Consider the following 14,040-nt stretch of genomic DNA (forward strand, 5'->3'; position numbering starts at 1 on the left):
CATCCACCGCACTGGTGCGATACAGCCGTGTCCACTCAAACGGCAAAATCCCGTCCAGCGCGCCGTCGGTGAGGGTAAGCAATTCCTCCCCGGTGACCATCGACACCGGGCAGCCGTTGGTGACCGTCTTGTCCGCTGGCGCCGCCGCATCTCCCTTCGGATTGGAAGCCACGGCAGGCGCATCATCGACGTGCTCCTGTCGGACCAATATGGTCTGCCGGGCCTTGCTTCGCACTGCGGGCACCGGGTTCGAAACCAGTTGATCCCCAGCCTTCAACGGTACAGCCGGCACCACCCTGATCGGTGTCGCGGCACTGCTCAGTAACACCGGCTTGGCGACCTCGACATGCGGCCCCAACCCTGGCCCCACTACTTGCTTGGCCAGCAATTCCAACAACGCTCGTGCGCGCCCGGATTTGACGTGACTGAGCACACCAGCCCCCAATCGCACCACTACGCCCATCGCACCCAAGACGCGAATCAGCAGCAGATTGATCAGGACCTCACCGGTAATTTCGCCCCACAGTTCAGCCATCTCCGGCGGCGGGAGCATGCGCATCCAGCTGACCAGCGCCGATAGATAGATAAACAACAGCGGCTCATCACTGAGCACCAGCAAGCCCTGGGCGATCGCGTCACTGCTCAGTGTCAGCAGTTCATCGAGCTCAGTTTGAGAAAGGTATTGCAGCAGTTTTTCGCTGTTGGGCTTGAGGTCCGCCAGCAGCGCCGACAGCTCGCCAATGTTGTCCCACAGGCTGTAAAGCGCCTTGACCATGCCGCTGGCAAAGGCCGCCTCCAGCAGGCGGCGCCGCTCAAGCGGGCGAGCGTCTGCGTAACTTTTCCACTGGGCTTGGAAAGTGTCGGTCCACTCTTTGCGCAGCCGGGCTTCCAGCGCTGCGATCACCGACTGGTAGGAGGCATACAGCGCCTTGAGGTGATCCTGGGAAACGTTGGGGTAAAAGCTCACCCGATATTGCTGGTTGCGATCACACCCGGTGATCTCAAGGATGCCGCTCGGGCCGATGGTCTTGTGGATGGGCTCGCCCAGCTGACCGCCGTTTGGATCAACGCGTTGCAGCATCACCGCCGTGTCGCCGATAGGCACGAACCGCGTGCTCTGGAACATATGCACCAGGGTCAACGTACCGTTGGCCCGGCAGGTGGCGACGGTGCTGCTGGGAAACAGGGAGCGATTGATCGGGGCAACGAGCGTTACCTCATCGCCGACCTTGAACACCTGCTCAAGCTCCAGCGCCGAGAAGCTCCAGAAGCTATTGGCCCAATCGTCAAAGGTGTTCAAGCAATCGCGAAAGTCACGGAAGACGCCTTCAACGTCGACCGTTTTCACGTTCATTGGGGTCAGGGCCAGCCTGCCAATGACCGGGTTCAAGCGCCAACCCCATCAACCGGGGGCGTAACGAAAACAACCATCTGCAATCCCTCGCACTGTTCAATCAGGCGAGGGACTTTGCAGCGGTTCACAGGGCAGGGGAGTAGCGCTTATCCGGCAGTTATGTGGGATGTTTCAGCTAAGGCTAGGCATCCGCTTCGGCTCACCGACGAACCCCGGTTAGACTTACCTGTCGATATCAGCACTGCCCGGTCTGTCGTTAACCAAGGAAGCCTCATGTATCCAAGTCGTCTGCTCTTTTGCCTTATGCCTTTACTGGTGTTGGCCGGTTGTTCCACCTCCCGTGGCCCGCAGCAACCCGAGCGCAGTGAGGCCGAGGTGAAGGCGCAGATCGTGCGCCTGCTGCCGGCCAAGGTGTCGGACCGCAACGGTTGGGCGCAGGACATCTACACCGCCTTCGACACCCAGAAAATCTACCCCAGCACCGAAAACATCTGCGCCGTGCTGGCGGTGACCGAGCAGGAGTCTACCTATCAGGTCGACCCGCCTGTGCCGGGCATGGGCAAGATCGCCCAGGATGAAATCCTGCGTCGCGCCGGCAAGGTGCATGTGCCCGCGTTCGTGGTACGCAGCGCCCTGCAATTGCGTTCGCCCACCGGCAAAACCTACGCCGACCGCTTGAATGCCGCACGCACGGAGAAGGACTTGAGCGCGATCTTCGATGACTTCATCAGCATGGTGCCCCTGGGTAATACCTTGTTTGGCGGCTTCAACCCGGTGCACACCGCAGGCCCGATGCAGGTCAGTATCGACTTTGCACAAAAACAGGCGCGGGGTTATCCCTACACGGTGGACGGTACGATTCGCCGCGAAGTGTTCACCCGTCGCGGCGGTATGTACTTCGGCATCGCCCATTTGCTCGGCTACCCGGTCAGCTACGACCAGCCGCTGTACCGCTTTGCCGATTTCAATGCCGGTTGGTACGCCAGCCGCAATGCTGCGTTCCAGGCCGCGGTCAGCCGCGTGACGGGCAAAGAGCTGGCGCTGGATGGGGACTTGATCCGCTATGGCTCCCTGCTGCCCGGCACCACCGAACTGGCAGTGCGCTCACTGGGGGCGAAGCTGGACATGCGCAACCCGAGCATCCGCAGCCAGTTGGAGCAGGGCGACCAGTTGGACTTCGAGGACACCACGCTGTACAAGCGCGTCTTCAGCCTGGCCGACCAGGCGGCCGGCAAACCGCTGCCACGGGCGATCCTGCCGGGCATTGTGCTCAAGAGCCCGAAGATCACCCGCAACCTGACCACGGCCTGGTTTGCCAAGCGTGTGGATGAGCGCTATCAGCGCTGTATCAAGCGCTGATCAGCTGCGACGCTTGACGAAGCGGCGCCACAACCCAACCCACAGCCACACCACCGGGAACGCCAGGATCACAAACGGCAGCACATAGCTGGCACGCTCCAGGGCGTCTGCCGTGCCGTTCACCAGGTTGTCTCCCAGGTGGCTGAACATCCGGCTGAAACGTGACGCTTGGTTCGCACCGTCAGAAGAGCGGAAACTCAGGGTCACGCGATTGGTATCGAGGCGGCGTTGCTGGCCGGCGGCCACCTGGGCCAATGCCTGCAACTCATTTTCAATAACTGCTTGCTCCTTGCTCAGAACGATCAAGTCACTGACGTTGATGTCCTTGCGCTTGGCCAGTTCGTCGAGGCGTTGCTGCTGGGCTTGCAGGCGCTGTTGGCGGCGGCGCACATCGTCGACCGCATCGGCCAGGTCTTCGGCGGTAGTGATGCGCTGGCCGAGTTTGCCGCCTTCAGCCGCGAGGGCGACCATCGGTTCCACACCCGTGGGTGAGATGCGCAGGATGATCTGGCCGCCGTTGCTGTCTTCGGTAATGCCAAGGATATTGCAGGCACCAAAGCGTGCCGTTTCACACGCCTCGCGGGTGGCCTGCATACGCGGCGCGAGCAGGGCGCCGGGCAGGGCCAGGGTCAGTTCATGCTCATAGGCCAGTTGCGCCCCGGCCTTGCCCTGTTCGCCATTGATGACCGTGGCGCGAGAGTGGTCCTTGGGTGAGCAACCGGCCAAGGCCAGGCCAGCGAGCAAAATCAACAGCGGCGCGCGAAGCGGGTGGGAATTGCCGTCCAGGTGGCGCATTACGTTTCCTTGAAATGTGCAGGAGAAATTGATCGCGATTAAAGCCGGTCTGGCCCATTAACGCAAAGCATTGCCCGGGATTTGTCCGGCTGATGGTGGTGGCTGCCGGGTCGGGGCTGGCGTACACCTCAAGCCTCACACCAGGGAAGCTCCGTCATGAACGCTCAGACTGTTCCCCAAGGCTTTGTCCCATTGCCGCGCAGCAGCCCGTTGCTGGAACTGCTCGGCCCGGCGTATTGCCGTGGCGAAGGTTTGCAATTGGAAGTTGGCCTGCGCGCCGATAATCGTCACGCCAATGGGCGCGGCACGGTGCACGGCGGGGTCCTGGCTACGCTGGCGGATATCGGCATGGGGTACGCCATGGCGTTTTCCAGTGAGCCGCCGTTGCCGTTGATTACCGCCAGCATGACCTTGGATTACCTGGGCGCCGTGCAGGTAGGGGAGTGGATGGTGGTGCGTTTGGAAAGCCACAAGCGCGGACGGCAGATGGTGTTCGCCACGTTGAGTTTGCAGGTGGAGGAGCGCGTGGTGCTGCGGGCGAGCGCGGTGTTCGCGGTGCCGCAGGGTGACAGGCAATGAGATCGAATGTGGGAGCTGGCTTGCCTGCGATAGCCATGTGTCAGTCAGCAATGATTTGACTGATCCACTGCTATCGCAGGCAAGCCAGCTCCCACATTTTGACCGAGTTGATTCAGGGGTATTGATAAAAAAAAGGCCTGGCTTTTCGTGGAGCCAAGCCTTTTCAGTATTGCTCGTTACATCACCTGTAGGAGCGAGCTTGCTCGCGAAAAACTCACAGGCGCCGCATTCATTCAGGAAGCACGCGTGATCGTTAACGTTTTTCGCGAGCAAGCTCGCTCCTACAGGTCAGCTGCGTTCGAGCGCCAGGGCCACGCCTTGGCCGCCGCCGATGCACAGCGTCGCCAAACCTTTTTTGGCGTCGCGCTTGATCATTTCATGCAGCAGGGTCACCAGCACGCGGCAGCCTGAGGCGCCAATCGGGTGGCCGATGGCGATCGCGCCGCCGTTGACGTTGACTTTATCGGCGTCCCATTCCAGCTCTTTGCCCACTGCCAAAGATTGCGCAGCGAAGGCTTCGTTGGCTTCGATCAGGTCCAGATCTGCCAACTGCCAGCCGGCCTTGTCCAGGCAGCGGCGGGTGGCCGATACCGGACCGATGCCCATGATGGCCGGGTCCACGCCCGCATTGGCGTAGCTGGCGATACGCGCAAGTACAGGCAAGCCGAGGGCGCGGGCTTTGTCGGCGCTCATCAGCAGCACGGCGGCGGCGCCGTCGTTGAGGCTGGAGGCGTTGCCGGCGGTGACGCTGCCGTCTTTCTTGAACGCCGGCTTGAGCTTGGCCAGGGACTCGGCCGTGGTACCGGCGCGGGGTTGTTCGTCCACCGCGAAAGCCACTGGGTCGCCTTTGCGCTGGGGAATCAGGATCGGGGTGATCTCGTCGGCAAAACGTCCGGCCTCAATGGCAGCGGCGGCTTTTTGCTGGGAGGCGGCGGCGAACGCATCCTGGGCTTCGCGGCTGATGCCGTACTTGTCTACCAGGTTCTCGGCGGTGATGCCCATGTGGTAGTCGTTGAATGCGTCCCACAGGCCGTCGGTGATCATGCTGTCGATCATCTTCGCGTGGCCCATGCGCAAGCCGGTGCGCGCGGCGGGTAGTACGTAGGGTGCCAGGCTCATGTTTTCCATGCCGCCGGCAATGATCACCTCGGCGTCGCCGCAACGAATGGCCTGTGCGCCCAGGTGCAGGGCCTTGAGGCCCGAGCCGCAAACCTTGTTCAGGGTCAGGCTCGGCACGGCGTGGGGCAGGCCGGCGAGGATCGAAGCCTGGCGCGCCGGGTTCTGGCCGCTGCCTGCAGTGAGCACCTGGCCGAGGATCACTTCATCGACTTGGGCCGGGTCCAGGCCGGTCTGCTCCAGCAGGCGACGGATCACGGCGGCACCCAGTTCCGGGGCCGGAATACTCGCCAGCGAACCTTGAAAGCTGCCCACGGCGGTGCGGGTGGCAGCAACAATCACGACGTCTTGCATGGAATCTGTCCTCACTGGAAGTGCATTTCTGGAACGTGGTCCGGGACGATCAGTTTACCGGCGGTCTTGCTTACAATCTCTTCAACACTGACGCCAGGTGCGCGTTCCTTGAGGACAAAAGCGCCATTTTCGATTTCCAGGTACGCCAGGTCCGTGAGCACGCGCTTGATGCAGTTGGCGCCGGTCAGCGGCAGGCTGCATTGGCTGAGCAATTTGGACTCACCGTCTTTGGACGCGTGGGTCATGATCACGATGATATTTTCCGCACCGGCCACCAGGTCCATCGCACCGCCCATGCCCTTGACCAGCTTGCCGGGGATCATCCACGAGGCAATGTTGCCTTGTACGTCCACTTCAAACGCGCCGAGCACGGTGAGGTCGACATGCCCGCCGCGAATCATCGCGAAGGATTCGGCGGAGGAGAAGATCGAAGCACCGATGCGCGCGGTCACAGTCTGTTTACCGGCGTTGATCATGTCGGCATCAATGGTCTCTTCAGTCGGAAACGGTCCCATGCCGAGCAGGCCGTTTTCCGATTGCAGCATCACTTCCATGCCGTCGGGGATGTAATTGGCCACCAGGGTCGGAATGCCGATGCCCAGGTTCACGTAGTAACCGTCCTGCATTTCGCGGGCGACGCGTTGAGCCATTTGTTCGCGGGTAAGAGCCATGGTTGTTTCCTCTTATTGTTCTGGACGGGGATTATTTGCGGACGGTGCGCTGTTCGATGCGCTTCTCGAAGGTGCCGCAGATGATCCGGTCGACGTAGATGCCAGGGGTGTGGATCTGCGCCGGGTCCAGCTCGCCCGGTTCGACGATTTCCTCGACTTCGACCACGGTGATCTTGCCCGCAGTGGCCGCCAGCGGGTTGAAGTTCTGGGCGGTGTGGCGGTAGATGACGTTGCCGAAGTGGTCGGCTTTCCAGCCTTTGACGATGGCGAAATCGCCGGTGATGGACTCTTCCATCAAATACGGGCGGCCGTTGAATTCGCGGGTCTCCTTGCCTTCGGCAACTGGGGTGCCGACGCCGGTTGCGGTGAAGAAGGCCGGGATGCCGGCGCCGCCTGCGCGCATTTTTTCCGCCAGGGTGCCCTGGGGGGTGAGGACTACTTCGATTTCGCCGCTGAGCAGCTGCTTCTCGAACAAGGCGTTTTCACCCACATAAGAGGCGATCACCTTGCTGATCTGTTTTTCTTCGAGCAGCACGCCCAGGCCGAAGCCATCGACGCCGCAGTTGTTGGAAACCACCGTCAGGTCGCGGGTGCCTTTGCGCTTGATCTCGGCAATGAGGTTTTCCGGAATGCCACACAGGCCAAAACCGCCGGAGAGCACGGTCATGCCGTCTTCCAGGCCTGCCAGTGCTTCTTCATAGGACGCCACGCGTTTATCGAAACCTGCCATATGCACCTCTTTTATTGTTTGTGGTCCAGCCAGTGCGTTGAGTGTTGCGCCAGTGGATTGATTTGTTAAGTTGTTTTTTAAGGTTGATTGATTTAGAAAACAGCATAGTCCAACTGCTGTCTGGAGCTGCCTCATGACCGTCAAACAGATGCGTGCCTTTCTCGCCGTTGCTCAGAGTCTGAGTTTTGCTGCTGCCTGCGAGCGCCTGCACCTTTCTCAGTCGGCACTGAGCTTGACCATCAAGGGGTTGGAAGAAGGGTTGGGTGGGCGCCTGTTCAGCCGCAATACCCGTAACGTCGCACTGACCCCTGAAGGTGAATCGCTGTTGCCGTTGGCGCGCCGGTTGATTGCCGACTGGGACAACGCCGAGGACGAACTGCGCCAGCGTTTTACCCTGCAACGCGGGCGCGTGACGGTGGCGGCCATGCCTTCGTTTGCCGGTAACCTGTTGCCTCCGATCCTGAAGATATTCCGCGCACGTTACCCTCAGGTGAACGTGACGGTGCATGACCTGATCAACGAGCAAGTGCTGGAGATGGTGCGCGACCGCCAGGTGGAGTTGGGCGTGGCATTCGAGCCGTCCGAAGGGTCATCGTTGGCATTTACACCGTTATATCTGGATCGCTTTATCGCCGTGGTGCCAGGGGATTCGCCGTTGGCTCAGCGTGCCGAGATCGATTGGAAAACCTTGCTGGAGCAACCGTTTATCACGTTGCAACGCCCCTCCACGGTACGTGTGATGTTGGAAGAACACCTTGGTGCCTTGCAGATGAAATTGCCCGTAGCGTTGGAAAGCCATCAACTGGCGACCGTGGGGAAGATGGTCGCCAGCGGGCTGGGCGTCAGCGCCGTGCCAGCGTTATGTGCCCGGCAGATGGAGGAGGCGGGTGCTCATTGCATTACCTTGACCGGCCCGGTGATCGAGCGGCCAATTGGCGTGTTGACCAAACCGGGCCATGAGTTGTCGGCGGCGGCGCAAGTGTTGTTCGATATTTTTCGGGATGAGGCGGGGAAGGGCAGGTTTCCAACTTTCTAACGTTATAAAAAATGCGGGAGCTGGCAAGCCAGCTCCCGCATTGATTGAGTAATACTTAGTAGTAGCGGTCGATCACTTTAACTTGCGAGCTGTCTTTGAAAGATGCCCAGGCATTGTTGAGTGTATCGAACACCTGCTCGATAAAGTTTCGATCAGCCGCAGCCTTCTTTCCGACATAGCCCTGGCCACGGCGGTACATCTTCAGGCGCGCCGCCAGTTCACGGTTATTGCGGTCGAACTCGGCTTCTTCGGTATGGGGCGCCAGGCAGTCAATTTGCACTTCGCCCGATTTGCCAATCCACAGGATATGGTCGTCGAGTGTGTCTTTCTGCGCTGCGAACATCTCAGCCAATTCATCGATAGTTGGTTGGTTGTTCAGATTCATGTGTAAGCCCCTTGACCAGTTGGCGATCTATCAATTGATTCGTTAAAACTGCGTAGTTGTCTCCGGTTCCGAAAACCGGGCGTCAGTGACGGTCTGCCGAATACGGGCAGGGTCTTGAACCTGATGCATGTAGTCTTGCTGATGAACTGCTACGCAACGCTTTCATAACGAAGACAAGCAGCGTTTTAGCTCCTTGTACCGGACCCTTTCGGGGCTGGTCAGCTTCATCAATCTGCCTTGTGGGCAGTGCACATCCGGAAAAACAGCTCGGCGGTCAGACGAGCCTGTTCAAAACGCTTGTTACCAACGCTCCCGATCCGGGAGACGTCTAGATCATGCAAGGACAAAAAGGTTACGTCAACGATTATGTAGTGATTATTTTTGATCACTACATAATTTGTTGTGGGGGCGGGGGAATGCGGGAAAACGTGACTTGGGCGTCATTTTTTGGAGGTGCAGGTCGGGCGTTTCAACCCTCCTGTAGGAGCCGGTCGACGAGCAACGGCAGTAGCTGCTCGCAGGAGGCCTGGATTTTAACCTGCAGCAGCTCATCCCCGCGTGTCTTGCCCAGATTGATCGCAATTACCGGCTTACCCTGCTCGACCATGGCCTTGCACAATCGGAACGCCGAATAGGCCATCAGTGACGACCCCACCACCAGCAGGCCCTCAGCGTGTTCTACCGCCGCCATCGCCTTCAGCGCCGTCGCCGGTGCGACATTCTCGCCAAAGAACACCACGTCAGGTTTGAGCCGCTCGCCGTTGCAATGGGGGCAGTGGGGCACCTGGAAGTGTTGTACAAACGCCGGATCGAGCAAGGTGTCGCCATCCGGCGCTTGCACGGCGTGAACCTGCGCCATATGCGGGTTATCAACTTCCATTTGCCGCTGGATCACATCGCGCTCGCTGCGCAGTTGGCAATCCAGGCACAGCACCCGATGCAAGCTGCCGTGCAACTCGATCACGTCATGGCTGCCGGCCTGGTCATGCAGGGTGTCGACGTTCTGTGTGATCAGCCCGCTGATATGGCCACGGTGTTGCAGTGTCGCCAGTGCCAGGTGCGCCTTGTTCGGCTGCGCAATGCGCACACGCGGCCAACCCAGCATCGCCCGTGCCCAGTAACGGCGTCGCGCATCCGGGGTGGCAAGAAATTCCTGGTACATCATCGGTGCTTTGCCCCGGCGTACACCTTCACTGTCGCGGTAATCCGGGATGCCCGACGAGGTGCTGATGCCTGCGCCGGTCAAGGCTAAAAAGCGTCGTTCAGCCATAGCCCGGTGCAGGATTTCGAGGTGGTCTGCCTGATGTTCAAGCGTGTCGAGCATGGTGTCTCCTATTCGCCGCGGATGTATTGCTCCAGCTGTTTGATCAGATCAGCCTGTTCGGCGATGGCTTCCTTCACCAAGTCACCGATGGACAGCAGGCCCAACAGTTCGCCGTCTTCGACCACCGGTAGGTGGCGCAGGTGACTGTCGGTCATGATGTTCATGCATTCCTCGACACTTTTATGGGTGTCGACGGTGATGACGGGAGAGCTCATAACATCGTCGACCCGAGTGGTCACCGACGACAGGCCTTTGAGAATGAGTTTACGTGCGTAATCACGCTCGCTGATGATCCCTACGACTACACCTTCCTTGACGACTGGCAAGGCTCCGACGTTTTTCTCCGACATCCGCACCAGCGCTTCGAACACCGTGTGGTCCCATTGAATGGTGTGGACGTCCTGGTTTTTCTGATCCTTGGCTTTGAGCAATTGTGCGACGGTTTTCATGGCGGCCACTCCGGTGTTGTTCTTAGGTAGTCAGGGTCCCCTAAAGAATCCTAGACGGCCTGCGGCAGGGCAAGACCCAAAGCGGCGTTAAACCTGTCGAAAAACGTCATTTGCCGGATTTTTACGCGTTCTAGCCCGCCGTTGTCGGTTTCTTGGTGCGCTTTGGACTGGCCGCAGCCTTGCGTGGAGCGCTCTTGCGTTTCTTCTTCCAGGGCGTGGCACCTCGACCTGCCGGGCTGGCGGGGCCGGTGATGGTCATGCGCATACCGTTACAGCGCGCCACCTGCTTGCTCATCCACGCCGCCTGCTTGGCAACGAATTCTTCCAGGCTCATTTCGCCGCTTTGCACCATGTCCAGCGCTTGCTCCCAGATGGCGGTGGTGCCTGGGTCGGCAATGGCGCGGGGTACCGCGTCAATCAGGCTGAACGCGGCTGGGGTTGCCGACAGGGCTTTGCCGTTTTTCACCAGGTAACCGCGGTCCAGCAAGCCCTGGATGATCCCGGCGCGAGTGGCTTCGGTGCCGATGCCGGTGGTGTCCTTGAGCTTTTGCTTGAGTAGCGGGTCTTGCACCAGTTTGGCGACGTTTTTCATCGCCTTGATCAGGTCGCCTTCGGTAAAGGGCTTGGGCGGTTGGGTCCACAGGTCCTTGAGGTTGACCTTGGCCACGGCGTAGTCCTGGCCCTGTACCAGCGTCGGCAAGGCCTGGGGGGCGGGTGCTTCACGGCCTTTGGCGGGCGCCAGTGCCTCGGGCAAGGCGCGTTTCCAGCCCGCTTCGATGATGACCTTGCCCACCGCACGCAACGCCTGGCCGGCACAGTCGAAATCTGCCTGGGTGCGGTCGTATTCATGGTTGGGCAGGAACTGCGCCAGGTAACGCGCGCGTATCAAGGTGTAGACCGCACGGTGCTTGCCGGTCAGTTGGCTGACATCCTTGCCGGCGCCCGTGGGGATGATGCCGTGGTGGGCGCTGACCTTGGCGTCATTCCAGGCCCGCGAGCGGCGTTGGGGGTCAATGTGCGGCATCAGCTCGTTGACCGCGGCATCCGCACGGCCCAGTGCCGCGAGGATCTTTGGCGCCTCACTGTGCTGGCTCAACGGCAGGTAGCCGCAATCGCTGCGCGGGTAGGTGATGGCCTTGTGGGTTTCGTAAAGGGATTGGGCGATATCCAGGGTTTCCTGGGCGCCCAGGCCGAGCTTCTTGGAACAGATTTCCTGCAGTGTGCCGAGGTCAAAGGGCAGGGGGGCGACTTCGCGCATGCGTTCGGTGCGCAGCTTTACCAGCCGCGCCGTGTTCGCGTTGCCCATGGCGTCGGCAGCGTCCCGCGCCAGTTGCGGGTTGAGGCAACGGCCCTGATCATCGCAGGCATCTTCATTGGCGCGCCACTGGGTGGTGAAGGTCATGCTTTCGTGACGCAGGTCGACATCAATGGCCCAATACGCCACCGGTACGAAATCGGCGATGCTGCGATCACGGTCCACCACCAGGCGCAGGGTCGGGGTTTGCACCCGGCCTACCGGCAATACGCCCTGATAGCCGGATTGGCGCCCCAGTAGGGTAAACAGGCGGCTCATGTTCATGCCGATCAGCCAGTCGGCGCGGGAGCGGCCCAGGGCCGAGTGATACAGGCTGAAGGTTTCGGCGCCCGGCTTGAGCGCCGCCAGGGCCTTGCGAATGGAGGCCTCGTCCAGTGCCGACAGCCACAGCCGCTGGATCGGCCCACGGTAGCGGCAATGCTCCACCAGTTCACGGGCAATCATCTCGCCCTCACGGTCAGCATCGGTGGCGATCACCAGCTCCTGGGCTTCCCCCAGCAAGCGCTTGACCGCCTTGTACTGGCTGGCGGTCTTGGGCTTGACCAGCATCTTCCATTTTTCCGGAACGATCGGCAGGTCGGCCAGCACCCAGCGTTTGTATTTGGCGTCGTAGGCGTCGGGCGGGGCGGTTTCCAACAGGTGCCCGATGCACCAGGTGACAGTAACCCCATTGCCCAGCCAGCAGCCGTCGCCGCGGCGTGTGGCGCCGAGCACGGCCGCGATATCCTTGGCCTGGGAGGGTTTTTCACAGAGGTACAGCCGCATGGTCATCACATCAGATCGGGTTGATGCCTTGCAGGATGCTTAGTCAGAAGGATTTGAGCAACCATTATCTGTATGGATGTACAGCAATTTGTGTGAGCAACAACAACCAAAATGTGGGAGGGGGCTTGCTCCCTCCCACAAGGGATCTTCGGTGTTCAAACGAACTCAGTTGTTATCGATATCCACATGCCGGGTTTCTTTGAGGCAGAACAAACCGACGATCAAGCTCACCCCAGTCACCACCACCGGGTACCACAGGCCATAGAAGATATCGCCGGTGTACACCACCAGGGCAAAGGATACGGTCGGCAGGAACCCGCCAAACCAGCCGTTGCCGATATGGTAGGGCAGGGACATCGAGGTGTAGCGGATACGCGTCGGAAACAGCTCCACCATCAGCGCCGCCAATGGCCCGTAGCACATGGCCGCGATCAGGATCAGCACGACGATCAGCACCACCACCATCACCTTGTTGACCTGGGCCACGTCCGCCGAAGACGGGTAGCCGGCCAGGGTCACGGCGCCACGCAGTGCCGCCTCGTCAAAGCCGTCGATGCGCACATCACCCACGCTCACCTGCACCGGGCTGCCTGCCGGAGCGGCTGCGCTGCTGTAGGGCAGGCCCTGCTTGACCAGGAAGGTCTTGACCTTGTCGCATGGGCTGTCAAAACGCGCCTTGCCCACCGGGTCGAACTGGAAAGTACAGGTGGCCGGGTCGGCCAGCACGGTAATCGGCGCCTGTCGGCTGGCCTGGTCCATCGCTGGGTTGGTGTAGTGCGCCAGGCCCTTGAAGATCGGGAAGTACAGCGCGGTCGCCAGCAGCAGGCCGAGCATCAGCACCGGCTTGCGCCCGACCTTGTCCGACAGCCAGCCAAACAGGATAAAGAACGGCGCGCCAATCACCACGCTGATGATCAGCAACATATTGGCCAGGGCCGGGTCCATGCGCAGGAACTGGGTCAGGAAGAACAGCACATAGAACTGCGCCGCGTAAAAGGTCACGGCCTGCCCGCCGTTGATACTGAACAGCGCGATCAATACGACCTTGAGGTTTTCCCATTTACCGAACGATTCGCGGATCGGCGCCTTGCTGGCCTTGCCTTCTTCTTTCATTTTCAGGAAGGCCGGCGACTCGTGCAGGCTCATGCGGATCCAGGTCGAGATGCCCAGCAGCACGATGGAAAACAGGAACGGAATGCGCCAGCCCCACACTTCGAACTGATCGCCCGTGAAGTAACGGCAGGCCAGCACCACCAGCAACGACAGCAACAGGCCGAGGGTGGCGGTGGATTGAATCCAGCTGGTATGCAGGCCGCGCTTGCCGGGTGGCGCATGTTCGGCCACATAGGTGGCCGCGCCGCCGTACTCGCCGCCCAGCGCCAGGCCCTGCAACATACGCAGTACGATCAGGATGATCGGTGCGGCGATGCCGATGCTGGCGTAGGTCGGCAGCAGCCCGACGCAGAAGGTTGCCACGCCCATCAAAATGATGGTGACCAGGAAGGTGTACTTGCGCCCGATCATGTCGCCCAGGCGGCCGAACACCAATGCTCCGAACGGGCGCACCACGAAGCCTGCGGCGAAGGCCATCAAGGCAAAGATAAACGCAGTGGTGTCGTTGACCCCGGCAAAGAACTGCTTGCTGATCACCGCCGCCAGGGCGCCGTAGAGGAAAAAGTCATACCACTCGAACACCGTCCCCAAGGACGAGGCGAAGATGACTTTTCTTGATTCGCTGGCAGTGCTTGCACTGGCCGCCGAGCCCAGGGGTTGAGCATGTTCTGACATTGGGTGTCCCTCACAGTGAT

General features: G+C 60.5%; 13 protein-coding genes. 3 read left to right on the plus strand and 10 right to left on the minus strand.

Features of this window, described 5'->3' with window-relative positions; translation table 11 throughout:
• Positions 1–1,354 (minus strand): DUF6531 domain-containing protein (locus tag FW800_RS18060; RefSeq protein ID WP_446438159.1); only part of this gene is annotated, 1,354 nt, incomplete at its 3' end.
• A gap of 273 nt (positions 1,355–1,627) precedes the next feature.
• Here FW800_RS18060 and FW800_RS18065 point away from each other — a divergent pair.
• Positions 1,628–2,713, plus strand: coding sequence for a DUF1615 domain-containing protein (locus FW800_RS18065; protein ID WP_248162695.1), 1,086 nt, complete (start codon positions 1,628–1,630; stop codon positions 2,711–2,713).
• On the opposite strand, the gene FW800_RS18070 is transcribed toward FW800_RS18065, so the two are convergent.
• Positions 2,714–3,508 carry a DUF4349 domain-containing protein gene (locus FW800_RS18070; RefSeq protein ID WP_446438160.1) on the minus strand — a complete coding sequence of 265 codons (795 nt, stop codon included), beginning with the start codon at positions 3,506–3,508 and terminating at the stop codon, positions 2,714–2,716.
• A gap of 156 nt (positions 3,509–3,664) precedes the next feature.
• Here FW800_RS18070 and FW800_RS18075 point away from each other — a divergent pair, with 156 nt between their 5' ends.
• The gene (locus tag FW800_RS18075) at positions 3,665–4,087 is read left to right on the plus strand and encodes a PaaI family thioesterase (RefSeq protein ID WP_446438161.1); all 423 of its coding nucleotides are present in this window, start codon (positions 3,665–3,667) and stop codon (positions 4,085–4,087) included.
• Between the two features lie 288 nt (positions 4,088–4,375).
• Here FW800_RS18075 and FW800_RS18080 read toward each other — a convergent pair whose 3' ends face one another.
• From FW800_RS18080 to FW800_RS18090, 3 genes are read right to left on the minus strand one after another with little or no spacing between them, the layout of a single operon-like run.
• Positions 4,376–5,557, minus strand: a complete 1,182-nt coding sequence (locus FW800_RS18080) for an acetyl-CoA C-acetyltransferase (RefSeq protein WP_248136569.1) — start codon at positions 5,555–5,557, stop codon at positions 4,376–4,378.
• Between the two features lie 11 nt (positions 5,558–5,568).
• Positions 5,569–6,228, minus strand: a complete 660-nt coding sequence (locus FW800_RS18085) for a CoA transferase subunit B (RefSeq protein WP_005786928.1) — start codon at positions 6,226–6,228, stop codon at positions 5,569–5,571.
• A gap of 31 nt (positions 6,229–6,259) precedes the next feature.
• The gene (locus FW800_RS18090) at positions 6,260–6,958 is read right to left on the minus strand and encodes a CoA transferase subunit A (RefSeq protein WP_010211319.1); all 699 of its coding nucleotides are present in this window, start codon (positions 6,956–6,958) and stop codon (positions 6,260–6,262) included.
• A 133-nt stretch (positions 6,959–7,091) separates the two neighbouring features.
• On the opposite strand from FW800_RS18090, the gene FW800_RS18095 reads away from it, so the two are divergent.
• Entirely contained in the window at positions 7,092–7,994 is a 903-nt protein-coding gene (locus FW800_RS18095; protein WP_032876764.1) for a LysR family transcriptional regulator, read from the plus strand.
• Positions 7,995–8,049: 55 nt separating this feature from the next.
• Here FW800_RS18095 and FW800_RS18100 read toward each other — a convergent pair whose 3' ends face one another.
• From FW800_RS18100 to FW800_RS18120, 5 genes are all read right to left on the minus strand, one after another.
• Positions 8,050–8,379, minus strand: coding sequence for a hypothetical protein (locus FW800_RS18100; RefSeq protein WP_003190335.1), 330 nt, complete (start codon positions 8,377–8,379; stop codon positions 8,050–8,052).
• A 469-nt stretch (positions 8,380–8,848) separates the two neighbouring features.
• Positions 8,849–9,703: an NAD-dependent protein deacetylase gene (locus FW800_RS18105; protein WP_446438162.1), complete on the minus strand. Its 855-nt coding sequence runs from the start codon at positions 9,701–9,703 to the stop codon at positions 8,849–8,851.
• An 8-nt stretch (positions 9,704–9,711) separates the two neighbouring features.
• Positions 9,712–10,152, minus strand: a complete 441-nt coding sequence (locus FW800_RS18110; RefSeq protein WP_005786938.1) for a CBS domain-containing protein — start codon at positions 10,150–10,152, stop codon at positions 9,712–9,714.
• 130 nt (positions 10,153–10,282) lie between these two features.
• On the minus strand, positions 10,283–12,232 hold the full coding sequence (locus tag FW800_RS18115) for a DNA topoisomerase III (RefSeq protein WP_446438163.1): 1,950 nt from the start codon (positions 12,230–12,232) through the stop codon (positions 10,283–10,285).
• A gap of 165 nt (positions 12,233–12,397) precedes the next feature.
• Entirely contained in the window at positions 12,398–14,020 is a 1,623-nt protein-coding gene (locus FW800_RS18120; RefSeq protein ID WP_032876758.1) for an MFS transporter, read from the minus strand.
• Positions 14,021–14,040: the final 20 nt, after the last annotated feature.

The organism is Pseudomonas sp. 910_23 (assembly GCF_052850795.1).

Bases quoted from the DNA above. Each gene is read 5' to 3' on its own strand.
- FW800_RS18065 (WP_248162695.1), top strand. From the start codon at position 1,628: ATGTATCCAAGTCGTCTGCTCTTTTGCCTTATGCCTTTACTGGTGTTG.
- FW800_RS18070 (WP_446438160.1), bottom strand. From the start codon at position 3,508: ATGCGCCACCTGGACGGCAATTCCCACCCGCTTCGCGCGCCGCTGTTG.
- FW800_RS18075 (WP_446438161.1), top strand. From the start codon at position 3,665: ATGAACGCTCAGACTGTTCCCCAAGGCTTTGTCCCATTGCCGCGCAGC.
- FW800_RS18080 (WP_248136569.1), bottom strand. From the start codon at position 5,557: ATGCAAGACGTCGTGATTGTTGCTGCCACCCGCACCGCCGTGGGCAGC.
- FW800_RS18085 (WP_005786928.1), bottom strand. From the start codon at position 6,228: ATGGCTCTTACCCGCGAACAAATGGCTCAACGCGTCGCCCGCGAAATG.
- FW800_RS18090 (WP_010211319.1), bottom strand. From the start codon at position 6,958: ATGGCAGGTTTCGATAAACGCGTGGCGTCCTATGAAGAAGCACTGGCA.
- FW800_RS18095 (WP_032876764.1), top strand. From the start codon at position 7,092: ATGACCGTCAAACAGATGCGTGCCTTTCTCGCCGTTGCTCAGAGTCTG.
- FW800_RS18100 (WP_003190335.1), bottom strand. From the start codon at position 8,379: ATGAATCTGAACAACCAACCAACTATCGATGAATTGGCTGAGATGTTC.
- FW800_RS18105 (WP_446438162.1), bottom strand. From the start codon at position 9,703: ATGCTCGACACGCTTGAACATCAGGCAGACCACCTCGAAATCCTGCAC.
- FW800_RS18110 (WP_005786938.1), bottom strand. From the start codon at position 10,152: ATGAAAACCGTCGCACAATTGCTCAAAGCCAAGGATCAGAAAAACCAG.
- FW800_RS18115 (WP_446438163.1), bottom strand. From the start codon at position 12,232: ATGCGGCTGTACCTCTGTGAAAAACCCTCCCAGGCCAAGGATATCGCG.
- FW800_RS18120 (WP_032876758.1), bottom strand. From the start codon at position 14,020: ATGTCAGAACATGCTCAACCCCTGGGCTCGGCGGCCAGTGCAAGCACT.